The sequence below is a fragment of the Actinoplanes flavus genome (assembly GCF_017592555.1).
In the GTDB taxonomy this organism is placed as follows: domain Bacteria; phylum Actinomycetota; class Actinomycetes; order Mycobacteriales; family Micromonosporaceae; genus Actinoplanes; species Actinoplanes flavus.
Genome location: NZ_JAGFNS010000040.1, coordinates 13,095 through 26,967, shown reverse-complemented (window position 1 = coordinate 26,967; position 13,873 = coordinate 13,095). Strand labels below are relative to the sequence as shown.

At 72.2% G+C, this 13,873-nt stretch carries 13 protein-coding genes; 9 read left to right on the top strand and 4 right to left on the bottom strand.

All coding sequences use genetic code 11. The features are described from left to right. Positions 1-62 precede the first annotated feature (62 nt). The 7 genes from J5X75_RS38900 (at position 63) to J5X75_RS38870 (ending at position 5,561) form a co-directional block, all read left to right on the top strand. Entirely contained in the window at positions 63-890 is an 828-nt protein-coding gene (locus J5X75_RS38900; protein ID WP_208472731.1) for a sterol desaturase family protein, read from the top strand. A 5-nt stretch (positions 891-895) separates the two neighbouring features. Beyond that, positions 896-1,522, top strand: a complete 627-nt coding sequence (locus J5X75_RS38895) for a lysoplasmalogenase family protein (RefSeq protein ID WP_208472730.1) — start codon at positions 896-898, stop codon at positions 1,520-1,522. 73 nt (positions 1,523-1,595) lie between these two features. Beyond that, positions 1,596-1,766 (top strand): hypothetical protein, encoded by a 171-nt coding sequence (locus tag J5X75_RS38890; protein WP_208472729.1) that lies wholly within the window; start codon positions 1,596-1,598, stop codon positions 1,764-1,766. A gap of 44 nt (positions 1,767-1,810) precedes the next feature. Beyond that, entirely contained in the window at positions 1,811-2,401 is a 591-nt protein-coding gene (locus J5X75_RS38885) for a hypothetical protein (RefSeq protein ID WP_208472728.1), read from the top strand. Continuing rightward, on the top strand, positions 2,398-3,294 hold the full coding sequence (locus tag J5X75_RS38880) for a DUF6895 family protein (protein WP_208472727.1): 897 nt from the start codon (positions 2,398-2,400) through the stop codon (positions 3,292-3,294). The genes J5X75_RS38885 and J5X75_RS38880 overlap by 4 nt, the downstream gene beginning before the upstream one ends. Next, positions 3,291-4,214: a serine hydrolase domain-containing protein gene (locus J5X75_RS38875; protein WP_208472726.1), complete on the top strand. Its 924-nt coding sequence runs from the start codon at positions 3,291-3,293 to the stop codon at positions 4,212-4,214. Before J5X75_RS38880 ends, J5X75_RS38875 begins: the two co-directional genes overlap by 4 nt. A gap of 165 nt (positions 4,215-4,379) precedes the next feature. Beyond that, the gene (locus J5X75_RS38870) at positions 4,380-5,561 is read left to right on the top strand and encodes a zinc-dependent alcohol dehydrogenase (protein WP_208472725.1); all 1,182 of its coding nucleotides are present in this window, start codon (positions 4,380-4,382) and stop codon (positions 5,559-5,561) included. A gap of 78 nt (positions 5,562-5,639) precedes the next feature. Here the strand turns inward: J5X75_RS38870 and J5X75_RS38865 are convergent, their stop codons facing one another. Next, a complete protein-coding gene (locus J5X75_RS38865; RefSeq protein WP_208472724.1) occupies positions 5,640-7,277 on the bottom strand; it encodes a sodium:solute symporter family protein in 1,638 nt (545 codons plus the stop codon). After that, on the bottom strand, positions 7,270-7,476 hold the full coding sequence (locus tag J5X75_RS38860) for a DUF3311 domain-containing protein (RefSeq protein ID WP_208472723.1): 207 nt from the start codon (positions 7,474-7,476) through the stop codon (positions 7,270-7,272). Before J5X75_RS38860 ends, J5X75_RS38865 begins: the two co-directional genes overlap by 8 nt. A 214-nt stretch (positions 7,477-7,690) precedes the next feature. Between J5X75_RS38860 and J5X75_RS38855 the strand changes: the two genes are divergently transcribed. Together J5X75_RS38855 and J5X75_RS38850 are read left to right on the top strand one after the other, a co-directional pair. Next, positions 7,691-9,601 (top strand): helix-turn-helix domain-containing protein, encoded by a 1,911-nt coding sequence (locus J5X75_RS38855; protein ID WP_208472722.1) that lies wholly within the window; start codon positions 7,691-7,693, stop codon positions 9,599-9,601. Between the two features lie 99 nt (positions 9,602-9,700). After that, on the top strand, positions 9,701-11,035 hold the full coding sequence (locus J5X75_RS38850; RefSeq protein WP_208472721.1) for an MFS transporter: 1,335 nt from the start codon (positions 9,701-9,703) through the stop codon (positions 11,033-11,035). Between the two features lie 3 nt (positions 11,036-11,038). Here J5X75_RS38850 and J5X75_RS38845 read toward each other — a convergent pair whose 3' ends face one another. Together J5X75_RS38845 and J5X75_RS38840 are read right to left on the bottom strand one after the other, a co-directional pair. After that, positions 11,039-11,842 (bottom strand): class I SAM-dependent methyltransferase, encoded by an 804-nt coding sequence (locus J5X75_RS38845; protein ID WP_208472720.1) that lies wholly within the window; start codon positions 11,840-11,842, stop codon positions 11,039-11,041. 32 nt (positions 11,843-11,874) lie between these two features. Next, a complete protein-coding gene (locus J5X75_RS38840; RefSeq protein ID WP_208472719.1) occupies positions 11,875-13,527 on the bottom strand; it encodes a DEAD/DEAH box helicase in 1,653 nt (550 codons plus the stop codon). Positions 13,528-13,873: the final 346 nt, after the last annotated feature.

The following is a 13,873-nucleotide window of genomic DNA, read 5'->3' as shown; positions in this document are numbered from 1 at the left end:
GCCAGGGCGGTGACCACCGTAGACCGCCCCGGCTCACCCCAGAGATTGGACGAACAGCCCGAATGATTCCCGCCGTCCTCTTCGCCGTCCCGGCGTTCCTGCTACTGATAGTCATGGAAGTCCTGTCGTTCCGATTCCTGCCGGACGACGAGGAACGCGGCTACGAGGCCCGTGACACCGCCACCAGCCTGTCCATGGGCGTGGGCAGCCAGATCATCGGCGTGCCGTGGAAGCTGGTCACCGCGGTGCTGTTCGCCGGGCTCTACGTGCTCAGCCCCATCAAGCTGGACCCGCACGACTGGTGGGTCTGGGTGCTGCTGTTCGTCGCCGACGATGTCGCCTACTACTGGTTCCACCGGCTGCACCACGAGGTGCGGCTGCTCTGGGCCGGCCACGTGGTGCACCATTCCAGCCAGTACTTCAACCTGTCCACGGCGCTGCGGCAGAGCTGGACGCCGATGACCGCGCTGCCGTTCTGGCTGGGGCTGGCGGCCCTCGGATTCCCGCCGTGGATGATCTTCCTCCAGCAGTCGGTCAGCCTGGCCTACCAGTTCTTCCTGCACACCGAGCGGATCGACCGGCTGCCCCGGCCGATCGAGTGGTTCTTCAACACCCCGTCGCACCACCGGGTGCATCACGGCTCCAACGACCCCTACCTGGACCGCAACTACGGCGGCATCCTGATCGTCTGGGACCGGCTGTTCGGCAGTTTCGAGCCGGAGGGGGAGCGGGTCAGCTACGGCTTGACCACCAACATCCAGACGTTCAACCCGCTCAAGGTCGCCACCCACGAGTACGCGGCGATCTGGCGGGATGTGCGTGCGGCGACGAGTTGGCGCCACCGCGCGGGGTACCTGTTCGGCCGTCCGGGCTGGCAGCCGGCCGCGTGAGCACGATGACGGCGCGGCGCCTGGACCTGCCGCTCACCCTGTTCGCCGTCGCGGCGGCGGTCGAACTCGTCGCGGTCGCGGCGGACGTCACCGCCCTGCAATGGTTGGCGAAACCGCTGCTGGCGCCGCTTCTCATCGCCCATCTGCGCCGGCCGGGCCCGGTCACGCTGGCGCTGGTCCTCGCCACCGCCGGGGACATCGCGCTGCTGATCCCGGGGCAGACCGCGTTCCTGGTCGGGATGCTGTTCTTCCTCGGCACGCAGATCACCCTGACCGTGGCGTTCCTGCGCCGGTCGCGGCCGCCGGTCGCGGCGATGATCGGGTACGGGGTGGTCTGGGCGGGCGCGAACGTTCTGCTGTGGAGCCGGCTGGGCGCTCTGCGCGTACCGGTGATGATCTACAGCCTGGCGCTGACCGCGATGGCGGCGGCAGCGGCGGGGGTCTCCCGGCGGGTCGCCGCAGGTGGCGCGTGTTTCCTGGTCTCGGACGCGCTGATCGGCCTCGGCGCGGCCGGGTTCGAACGGCCGGGCCGCGGCGTGCTGGTGATGGCGACCTACATGGCGGCCCTCTACCTGATCGCCACCGGTGATGATGCGCGCGGACCCGTCGGGGCCGGAGCGCGAGATGAATAGATTTACAGCTTCTTGCCGTATTTGATTCATTAGGGTGATTCGCGGAGTCCAACCTCCACGAAAGGAGTGCACGATGAGCACCCACACCCTGATCAGGGTGGACGAGACCGTCGACCGGGCGGCGGTGACCGAGTTGTCGCGGCGGCCCGAAGCCCCGGTGAGCGGCATCCCAACCGGCCCGACGATGGCCGGAGGTGACGTGCTGCTCGCTCTGCTGTCGGCGCCACCGAAGGCGGCCCGCTGACCGCCGGCTACGAGCAGGCGGTCAACGAGTTGGCGACCCGTGTCGTGGACGGACTCGAATCCGGCCACGACACGGGTTCGACCGCACAGTTCGTGGCCGTGTGCCCGTCCCGTTCCCGCGCGCTCGCCGCGATCCGCATCCTCGGCGCGGACACCATGGCCGGCGTCGCCTCGCCGGGCCCGGACGACCGCGCGATTCTCACCGAGGCCGTCAGCACGTTCGCCCGGCCGGACCCGGATCCGGTGGCCGACTGGCAGGAGTGGGCGATGCACCGCGCCGCGGGCGTCGCCCACCGGATTCCGGCCGGCCTGCCCTTTCACGCGGGTGACTCCTGGAAGGTTTTCGCCGGTGCGCTCGTGGCGCTTTCCGCCCTGGCCACGCCGAAACTCGACGGTCCGCTGCACGACGCGGTCCGGGATCGGCCCGCGGACATCGCCCGAGGAGCGGCGCGAGCGACGATGCGGCGCGATCATCCGACGGCGGCGGCGCTCACCCGCTGGTTGATCCTCCTTCAGCGGTACGGCGTGCGTGTGCCGCTCGACACCGGCGTCCTGCTCGACCACCTCCGGGTGCTGGGCGGCGCCGACGCCCGAACCGCCCTCGACGTGGCCGTATCTGATCGGATGCGGCGATGACCGCCACCGCGGCCGCCCACCGGCTGGCGGAGTCGGCCACCGGCTGGCTGAGTGGCGGCATCCACCACCTGCGCCTGGATCCGGACGATGACGGAACGTACAAGGCGCTCGGCGAGACGGCGCTGGCCGCGGCGATCATCTTGCGTGAAGGGGTGGCCGGATCGGGCCAGCGGCTGGCCGCCCGCGATCTGCTCGAGCACGCCTGGCGGGAGCTGGGCCGCGGCGACGCGCTCTACCTCTGCCAGGCGGAGAATCCGGCATCGACCGACCCGCTGGAGATCTACGCTCATTTCGCCCGGGCCGGTCTACGGCATCCGGCCCTCGAGGAGCTGCTGCGGCATCTTCGGCGGACACGACCGGAGCAGACGAGGGAACTGCTGCCGAACCGGCGCCTCGCGGTGGCGAACGCCGCCCGGGTCACCGGCCTGGAGCCGTCCGCCGACATGACGGCACTCGCGGCGGGAACCTGGCTGGGCACGGCCACCGCGCCATGGCTCATCGACCGGGCAACCGCCTACGCCATGACCCACACGGTCTTCCATCTCACCGACTGGGGCGCCGACCCCGGCGGCCTCACCCCGCAGATGGTCGGCTACCTGGAACTCTGGCTGCCGGTGTGGCTCGACGTGTGGACCGAGGTCGCCGAGTGGGACCTGGTCGGCGAACTGCTGATCGTCGACGCCTGCCTGCCGGCGCCGGTGTGCCCGCCGGAGGCCTGGACCGGGCTGGCCGAAGTGCAGCGCCCCGACGGCCGTCTGCCACGCGACGCCGAACCCGGCCCGGACGAGCCCGGCGAGGCCTTCCGGCACGACCACCACCCGACGGTGGTCGCCGCGATCGCCGGCACCCTCGGCCTGTCCCGGCGCCTGCACGCGCCGGCGACCGTCTCGTGATCGCCCTACCGGCCGGGGCCACCGCGGTCAGCACGGTCACCGTCCGCGACGGTCAGGCTTCCTTCACCCATCGGGGTACGGGACACGCGCGCACCCGGTACGAGATCGGATCGATCACCAAGACCCTGACCGTGCTGCTGCTCTGCGACCTGGCCGCCGCCGGCCTGGTGAGCCTCGACGACCCGGTGAACCGCCACCTGCCGCCGCCGGCCCGTCTGCCCGGGCCGCACGGTCCCGAGGTGACCCTGCGCCATCTGGCCGCGCACACCTCCGGCCTGCCTCGCCTGCCCCGCGACTTCCTCCTGCGTGCGCTGCCCACGCTGCGGACCGCCCCGTACGCCCGCTACCCCGGCAGGCTGGTGCTGAGGGCGGCGGGCCGGTGCCGGATCCGCCACGCGCCGGGCAGCCGGACCGGTTACTCGACGTTCGGTATCGGGCTGCTCGGCGTGGCGCTGTCCCGGGCGGCCGGCACCGGCTGGGCGGATCTGATCGCGGCCCGCGTCACCGGTCCGCTGGGGCTCGCCGACACCGGCTGCGAGCAATGCCCGGAGCGCGACGCCGTCGGGCACAGCGTGCGCGGGAAGGTCCGGCCGCCGTTGCGCATTCCCGGCCTGGCACCGGCCGGCGCCCTGCGCAGCACGGTCACCGACCTGGGCCGCTACCTGGCGGCCTGGGCGGATCCGGACGGCACGCCGCTGGCGGCCGCCATGCGCCTGGCCACCACCGCCCGGCTCGGCTGGGAACGCGACGGCGAGCTGCGCTGGCATTCCGGCGCGACTCCGGGCTTCACCGCCTTCGCCGGCTTCTGTCCGTCCCGGCGTACCGCTCTCGCGGCGCTGACCGCCGTCACCCCCGGCCGCGGCGGCATCGTGACTCCGGCCTTCACAGCGCTGGAGGGGACGGCGGGCGCCGAAACCTGACCGGCGCGGCATCGATGCGATGGCCGGACGGCGGACGGCGAAACCTGACCAGCGCGGCACCGATGCGATGGCCGGACGGCGGACGGCGAACCCGGCCGGCGCGGCACCGGTGTGATCGCCGGGCGGGACGTGGTTGACCGGGATGTGAGCGGGCATGCATCGACCATGCGAGCTTTGACATGGCAGGGCACCGGCAAGGTCTCGGTGGAGACGGTGCCCGATCCCCGGATCCAGGAATCCACCGACGCCGTCGTGCGCATCACCTCGACCGCCGTCTGCGGCTCCGACCTGCACCTCTACGACGTGCTCGGGATGTTCATCGACAAGGGCGACATCCTCGGGCACGAGCCGATGGGCGTCGTCGAGGCGGTCGGCGCCGACGTCACCCACATCAAACCGGGTGACCGCGTGGTCATCCCGTTCAACATCTCCTGCGGGCACTGCTGGATGTGCACCCGCGGCTGGTACGCCCAGTGCGAGACCACCCAGGTCACCGCCGAGGGCAAGGGCGCCGCCCTGTTCGGCTACACCCGCCTGTACGGCCAGGTGCCCGGTGGGCAGGCCGAGTACCTGCGTGTCCCGCAGGCCCAGTTCGGCCCGATCAAGGTCCCGGACGGCCACCCGGACGAGCGTTTCCTCTTCCTCTCCGACGTGCTGACCACCTCGTGGCAGGCCGCCAAGTACGCCGACGTCCGCCCGGGCGACACGGTTCTGGTCACCGGCCTCGGCCCGATCGGCCAGATGAGCGCCCGCATCGCCCGGCACCTCGGCGCCGAGCGGGTGATCGCCTCCGACAACGTGCCGGAGCGGCTCGCCATGGCCCGCCGCCACGGCATCGAGGCCCTCGACACCGGCGACACCGACGTGGCCGAGGCGGTGCGCGAGCTGACGCACGGCCGCGGCGCGGACTGCGTGATCGAGGCGGTCGGCATGGAGGCGCACGGCTCCCCGATTCAGGCGGCCGCCGTGAAAGCGGCCGGGATGCTGCCCGATCCGCTGGCCCGCAAGGCGGTCGAGAAGGCCGGCATCGACCGGATGGCGGCTCTGACCACGGCCTTCGAGGCGGTACGCCGGGCCGGCACCGTCTCGATCATCGGCGTCTACGGGGGCAACGCCGACCCGATCCCGATGCTGGACCTGTTCGACAAGGGCGTGACGCTGCGGATGGGACAGGCGCACGTGAAGCGCTGGGTCGACGACCTGATGCCGCTGCTCACCGGTGACGAGGATCCGTTGGGTGTGGACGATCTGGTCACCCACCGGATGCCGTTGGAGGAGGCGCCGCACGCGTACGAGATCTTCAAGAAGAAGCAGGACGGCTGCATCAAGGTGGTCCTCAAGCCCTGACCGGCGGTCGGACGTGGACGGTGGAGGAATTCGGGCCGCCGGGGTGGTGGAAGGTCTGGCCGATCACCACCCCGGGGCCTACCTGACGCCCTCCCGCTGCCGTCCCGGGTGCTCGTCGGCCCGGGGCAGGCCGTCGATCAGCTGGTCGAGGCGTTGCAGGTACGGGTCGCCGGCGTCGGCCAGGTAGTCGTCCGGCCGGGTCGCGTCGGCGCCGGACGGCACCTTGGCGGCCCGCAGGACCAGCGTGACCACGACGGTGACCGCCAGGTTCACCGCGAGCGCGACGATGCCGACGTAGATGCTGCGGCCGTCGCCCAGTGACCAGCTGGAGCCGCCGAAGTGTTCGGCCACGGTCCGGCCGGCGCCGTCGAGCCTCGGCGTCAGGTAGAGCATCACGACGCCGACGGCCAGCCCGGTGATCAGGCCGCTGATCAGGGCGGCGCGGTGGAACCAGCGGGTCATCAGCCCGAGGAACACGGTCGGGATGGTCTGCAGGATGACGACGCCGCCGATCAGTTGCAGGTCCACCGAGAAGGCCGGGTCGACGGCGAGGATCAGGGCGGCCGCGCCGAACTTGACGATCAGCGACACCCACCGGCTGACCTTCGCCTCGGTCGCCTGGGTGGCGTGCGGGCGCAGGTACGGGCGGTAGAGGCTGCGGGTGAAGGTGGTCGCCGCGGCGATCGACATGACGGACGCCGGGATCAGGGCCGCGACGCTGAGGGCGGCGTACGCGATCCCCGCCGACCAGGGCGGGAAGAACTCGTGGATCATCTGCGGCACCACGGTGTTCAGGTCGCCGTCGGCCGGCCGGACGCCGCGGGCCAGGGCGAAGAACCCGAGCATCGCCATGATCGCCAGCGCTATGCAGTAGACCGGCAGGGCCGCGGCGTTGCGGCGGATCGTCGCCCGGTCCTTGGCCGCCAGCATGCCGAGCAGCGCGTGCGGGTACGCGAAGATCGCCAGTACCGAGCCGATGACCAGGGTGAGGAACCCGAGGTGGCCGGTGTCCGGCAGCAGCAGCCCGTCGGCCGGGTTCGGGGTGGCTGCGAACCGGGTGGCGGCGCCGTCGAAGGCGCTGTCCCAGCCGCCGTACATGGCGACCATCAGCACGGCGGTCAGCAGCATCCAGGCGAGCAGCACGTCCTTGACGATGGACAGCAGCGCCGGGGCGCGCAGCCCGGACCGGAACGTGCAGATCGACACCACGGTCACGGCGGCCAGCAGCGGCCACTCCCCGCCGAACCCGACCGTGCGCAGCACCGCCTGCAACGACACCAGCTGTACGGCGACGTACGGAATGGTGGCGAGAATGCCGGTGACCGCGACCAGCGCGCCGAGGCCGGGTGAGCCGAACCGGGCGGTGGCGAACTCGCTGTGGGTGAGGAAGCCGTGCCGCCGGGCCACCGACCAGGCCTTCGTCGTGAAGGCGAAGGTGATCGGGGTGGTGATGACGGCGAACGGGACGGCGAAGTAGCCGATCGCGCCGACGCCGTAGGTGAGCGCCGGCACCGCGATGAAGGTGTACGCGCTGTACATGCTGCCGCCGAGCAGGAACCAGATGGTCCAGTTGCCGAACGCGCGGCCACCGACGCCCCACTCCTCGAGCGTGTGCGGGTTGTCCGGGGCGCGCCAGCGGGCCGCGCCGAACCCGGCCAGCACGACGACGGCCATCAGGGCGACGAAGACACCGACCTCGATGGTGCGCTCACTCATGGTCGTCCTCGCGGCTGACCAGGTGGACGAAGGTGATGACCACCATGGCGAGCAGGGCGCAGGCGATCTGGTACCAGAAGAAGAACGGCACACCGGCCACGCGGGGCTCGATGCGGTTCGCGTACGGGGTGAGCAGTGGCGCGGCCGCCGGAACGACCAGAAGCCACTGCCAACGGCGGGAGCGGGCGGGTGCGGGCATCGATATGTCTCCTGGCGTCGTGTGGCGCGTCAAGATCAACAATTTGCACTTGGTGTGCCGAAACCGTGGCACCCGTTCTACTCGTAGAGATCCAAATAAGAAAGGCTTAATACGAGACGGTTACCGGCTATGTAGGCTCCGGCCACCAGGCCCCGGAACCACATGTCACCGCGGCACATATCGAAAACGGCCGACCGCCTCTAAGGTGTCGCCCATGCCGCACGGGTGGGAATACCTCGATCTGCTGGCGCGCGAGGCCGCGGTCGTCGAGTTCGAACGGCCGCTGGTCGCCGCGCGTACCGCCGGCCTGTCCGGGGCCGAACTCGCCGACCTCGAACAGGCCAAGGCCATGGCGCTGCGGGTGCGGGCACTGCTGGAACGCCGCCGGCGGCGCGAGGAGGAACTGTCCGCCCTCTACGAGACGGCCGGCGACCTGGCCGGGCTGCGCGACGTCGACGCCGTGCTGCGGGCCATCGTGCACCGGGCCCGGACACTGCTCAACGTCGACGTGTCCTACATGACCCTCAACGACCCGGAGCGCGGGGACACCTACATGCGGGTCACCGACGGCTCGGTGGCGGCCAGCTTCCAGCGACTGCGGCTGCCGCACGGCTACGGGCTCGGTGGGCTCGTGGCATCGACCGGAACCCCGTACGCCACCGCCAACTACGCCACCGACGAACGCTTCCAGCACACGGCCGAGATCGATCAGGGAGTCGGCGAGGAGGGGCTGGTCGCGATCCTCGGCGTACCCATGCGGCTCGGGTCCACCGTGATCGGCGTGCTGCTGGCCGCCAACCGCACCGAACGGCCGTTCGCCCGCGAGGAGGTCGCGCTGCTGCTCTCCCTGGCCGCGCACGCCGCGGTCGCGCTCGACACCGCCCGGCTGCTCAGCGAGACACAGTCCGCCCTGGCCGAACTGTCCGCCGCCAACGCCGTCATCCAGGCGCACAGCGAGTCGGTCGAACGGGCCGCCGCCGCCCACGAGCGGATGACCTCGGTCGTGCTGCGCGGCGGCGGGGTCGGCGACGTCGCCGCCGACCTGGTCGACGTCCTGCACGGGGCGCTGCTCGTGATCGACGCCGAGGGCCGGCCGCTGGCCACCGCCGCCAGCCCCGGCTGCGCCACCCTGGACGGGCCCGGCGACGCCACGGTCGGCGAGGCGGTGGCCGCCTCCCGCGGCGAGGGCCGCAGCGTGCGCCGCGGCGAGCTGATCATCGCGGCGGTGGTCGCCGGCGCCGACAACCTGGGCGCGCTCGTCTTCCGGCCCGACCGGCCGCTGTCCGAGATGGACCAGCGCATCCTGGAACGCGCCGCCCAGGTGACCGCCCTGCTGCTGCTCTTCCGGCGCACCGTCGCCGACGCCGAGGCGCAGGTCCGCGGCGACCTGCTCGACGACCTGATCAGCCGCCCGGTCCGCGACCCGGCCGCCGCCCGCTCCCGGGCCGCCCGGCTCGGCCTCGACCTGGACGCCCCGTTCGTCGTGGTGGCCGCCGGCGACGACACCGGCGACGGCCTCGGCCAGCGCGCCACCTCCTGGGCCCGGACCTTCGCCGCCGGCCGGCACGGGCTCGCCCTGACCCGTGACGACCGGGTGGCGCTGCTGCTACCCGGCGACGACCCGGCCGGCACCGCCCGGCAGGTCGCCCGCGAACTCGGCCGCGCCCTCGGCCGCGCGGTCACCGCCGGCGGCGCCGGCCCGTCCCGCGGCGCCGCCGCCGTCGCCCCCGCCTACCGGGAGGCCGGCCGGTGCCTGAGCGCCCTGGTCACCCTCGGCCGCGCCGGCGCCGGAGCCGGCACCGCCGAACTCGGCTACGTCGGCCTGCTGCTCGGCGACCGTCGCGACGTCACCGGCTTCGTCGACGCCCTGGCCGGACCGGTGATCGACTACGACGCCCGCCGGGGCACCGCCCTGATCCGCACCCTGGAGGCCTGGTTCGACGCCGGCGGCGCCCTCGGCCGGGCCGCCGAGACCCTGCACGTGCACGTCAACACGGTCACCCAGCGCCTGGAACGGGTCGCCCAGCTGCTCGGCGACGACTGGGCCGAACCCCGCCGCGTCCTCGACCTGCAACTGGCGCTGCGGCTGCACCGGCTGCGCGGCCCGCTCGGGCACGTGGACTGACCACACCGTCACACCCCTCAATGTGTGGATCCGATCCATGGGCTGCCGGTGCCGGAAGACCTACGGTCGGCGATACCCCGCTGGAGAAAGGACCACCCCATGCCCACCACCGCAGCGGCGCGGGCCGGAACCGACCGTGCCCCCATCGTCAAGGTCGTCTTCGCATCCCTGGTCGGCACCGCCGTGGAGTGGTACGACTTCTTCCTCTACGGCTCGGCGGCCGCCCTCGTCTTCGGCGCCCTGTTCTTCCCGTCGTCCGACCCGGTCACCGGCACCCTGCTGTCCTTCGGCACCTACGCCCTCGGCTTCGTCGCCCGGCCGCTGGGCGGCATCGTCTTCGGCCACTTCGGCGACCGGGTCGGCCGCAAGAAGATGCTCGTCGTCTCACTGTTCGTGATGGGACTGGCGACCGTGGCGATCGGCCTGCTGCCGACGTACGCCTCGATCGGTGTCGCCGCCCCGATCCTGCTGCTCGCCTGCCGTCTCGCGCAGGGTTTCGCCGTGGGCGGCGAATGGGGTGGCGCCGTGCTGATGGCCGCCGAACACGGCGACGACGCCCGCCGCGGATTCTGGTCCTCCTGGCCGCAGGCCGGCGTCGCCCTCGGCAACCTGCTCGCCACCGGCATCCTGTGGCTGCTCGCCCTGGTCCAGTCGGACGAGGCGTTCAAGGCGTGGGGCTGGCGCGTCCCGTTCCTGCTCAGCGCGGTCCTCGTGCTGGTCGGCCTGTGGGTGCGGCTCAGCATCGAGGAGTCCCCGGTCTTCCAGCAGGCGCGGGCGAAGCTCGGCGACCGGACCCACCAGCCGCTGCTCGAGGTGATCCGCCGCTACCCGCGCGAGGTGCTCATCGCGATGGGCATGCGGCTGGCCGAGAACATCGGCTACTACCTGGTCACCGTCATCTCCATCACCTATCTGACGACGTACGCCGGAAGCGCCGCCGACAAGAGCATGATCCTTTCCGCCCTGCTCATCGGCTCCGGTGTGCAGTTCTTCGTCATCCCCCTGGTCGGCGCCCTCTCCGACCGGGTCGGCCGCCGCCCGCTCTACCTGATCGGCGCCGCCGGCCTCGCCGTCTGGATGTACGTCTTCTTCGACCTGATCGGCAGCCGCGACTCCGGGAAGATCGCGATCGCCGTCGTCGTCGGCCTCCTGCTGCACACCCTCATGTACGCCCCGCAGGCCGCCTTCTTCTCCGAACTGTTCGGCACCTCAGTCCGCTACACCGGCGCCTCCGTCGGCTACCAGCTCGCCTCGATCCTGGCCGGCGCCCTCGCCCCGATCATCGCGCTCAAACTGCTCGGCGACGTCGGCCAGCCGAACACCACGGCCGTGGCCGTCTACATGACGGTCGCGTCGGTGCTCACCATCGTGGCGGTGCTGGCCGCCCGGGAGACCGCCCGCTCGTCCCTGAACCACGACCGCACCCTCGACTGACCCTCAGCCGGCCGCCGTGGCCGTGACCAGGTACGCGGCGGCCCGCACCCACACCCCGCCGGCACGCTGCCGGGCGGCGAGCTCCCGCTGGATCGCGGCGCGGATCGGGCCGGCCCGGCCGTCACCGGCGGCGGCGAACAGCTCACCGACCCGGGTGGTGCCGGTGACGTACGCCAGCACGTCGGCCACGTCCGTACCCAGCCGGGCCGGCTCGGCGACCGGCCGCACCCGCACCGCGCCGAAGCCGGCGCCGGTAAGGATCGCGGTGATCCGCTCCGGGTCGGCCAACGGGTCGCCGTCCCCGCCGGGGAGCTCGTACCCGTACCCCTGAAAGACCCGCAACGGAATCGCGAAGACCTCGTTCGCCAGGGGATCCTGCCAGCTGAGGAAGGCCAGGCGGCCGCCCGGCCGGACAGCGGCCCGGAGGTTGCCGAAGGCCGCCACCGGGTCGTCGAAGAACAGCACGCCGAAACTGCTGACCACGACGTCGAAACCGGCCGGCGGCAGCGGATGGACCTGCGCGTCGCCGCGCACGAAGCGAACCCCGGGCACCTCGCGGCGCGCCACCGTCAGCAGCGGTTCGGACACGTCCAGGCCGACCACCGTGCCGGCCGACCGGGCCAGCGCCCGCGCCGTGTCGCCGCAGCCGCACCCCACGTCCAGGACCCGGTCGCCGGGGGCGACGGCCGCCGCGTCCAGCAGGTGCGGGATCAGCCGGTCCCGGACGGCGGCGTGCCGGGCCCGCTCGGCCAGCCACCGCCGGGCCGTGTCGCCGTTCCAGCGTTCGATCTCGTGCTCGTTGGCCACCCCGCCACCATGGCAGGCGCCGGCCACCCGCGTCAGCGGGCGAACCGCTCCCGGCGGACCGTCGGGCGCCGGCCCCGGATGGTGGCCCGCTGCATCGCCGCGATCACCCGGTCCGCGGCCGGCTCCGGCACCTCCACCAGCGAGAACCGGTCGGTGATCTGAATCGCGCCGATGTCCCGCGAGTGCAGCCCGGCCTCACCGGCGATCGCCCCGACCAGATCCTGCGGGCGGACCCCGGCCCGGCGGCCGATCCCGAAGAACAGCCGGGCCACCTTTCCGCCGGGCGCCCGGTTGTCGCGGGCCGCCGCCCGGCGGCCCTCCGGCGGCAGCGACGGCGTCGGGATCTCGTCCTCGTCACGGTCACCACCGGCCGCCTCGTGCAGCAGCTTCACCGCGGCCAGCGCCACGTCCTCGACGTCGAACTCGTCGGTCAGCGAATCCAGCACCACCCGGAACCGCTCCAGATCGTCGGTCTCCAGGCTGGCCTGCAACGCGGTACGCGTCACCTCCAGCCGCCGGGCCCGCAGATCGGTCACCGTCGGCAGCTTCTCCAGGGTGATCCGCTGCCCGGTGAGCCGCTCGATCGCCTTGAGCATCCGCTGCTCACGCGGCTCCGCCAGGGTGATCGCGGAACCCTCCCGCCCGGCCCGCCCGACCCGGCCGATCCGGTGCACATAGGCCTCCGGCGCCACCGGCACGTTGAAGTTGATCACGTGGGTCAGCTGCTCGACGTCCAGCCCGCGCGCCGCCACGTCGGTGGCCACCAGCAACTCGGTGCTGCCGCCCCGCAGCCGGCCCATCACCCGGTCGCGCTGGTCCTGGCTCATGCCGCCGTGCAGCGCCTCCGCCCGGTAGCCGCGCCCGTTCAGCGTCTCGGTGACCTGGTCGACCTCCTCCCGGGTCCGGCAGAAGACGATCGCCGCCGTCGGCGTCTCCACATCCAGGATCCGGCCCAGCGCGGCCGCCCGGTGCGCCCGCGCCACGACGTAGGCGCTCTGCCGGACCAGCGGCAGCTCACCCGGTTCGACCGCCTTGCGGCCCATCGTGATCCGCGTCGGGTTCCGCAGATGACGGCGGGCGATGCCGTCGATGCGGGGCGGCATCGTCGCGGAGAACAACACCGTCTGGCGGGATTCCGGCGTCTCGGCCAGGATCGCCTCGATGTCCTCGGCGAACCCCATGTCGAGCATCTCGTCGGCCTCGTCCAGCACCACGGTACGGATGTCGCCGAGCCGCAGCGTCTCCCGCTCGATGTGGTCCAGCACCCGACCCGGCGTGCCGACGACCACGTCCACCCCACGGTTCAGCACCTGCAACTGGCGGCCGATCGGCTGTCCGCCGTACACCGGCAGCACCCGCACCCCCAGGTCACGGCCGTACCGGTGGACCGCCTGCGACACCTGCTCGGCCAGCTCCCGGGTCGGCACCAGCACCAGCGCCGACGGCCCGGCGTCCCGCCCGGCGGGCTTGAGCCCCTGCAACAGGGGCAGCGCGAAGGCGGCGGTCTTACCCGTGCCGGTGGCGGCCTGACCGACCAGGTCGTGCCCCTCGATCAGCGGCGGGATCGCCCCCTGCTGGATCGGTGTCGGTTCCTCATAGCCCAGATTGGTCAACGCACGGAGCAGTTCCGCCCGCAACCCCAGTCCGGCGAAACCCGCTTCGGACTCAGACGGATCAGTTTCCATGCCCAAACCCTATTCCAGATCAAACCCCGACCCATCGGTACGGGGTGAAGCCGGCCCAGCCCCGGCGTCCGCTATGGGACTCGGAACCCGCACATCGGGCATAGCGGCGGCGAGGCGCCCGCCCTGGGCCGCCAAGCACCACGATCCTGTCTTAGGGCTCGGTCCTCTGCTCGACCACGCCGGCCTGCCATCGGGGTGCTGCTCGTCTCCGAAATCGGAGGCACTTCGGCCGTCTCCCTGAAAGTTCCGGGTAGTGTTCGAACTCAAGCCGAAGTGGAAATTCGTATCCGGCGAGGGGCATGGCCAGCCGTGATCAGGCATCGCCCTCAGTAGCCGGCATCGAACT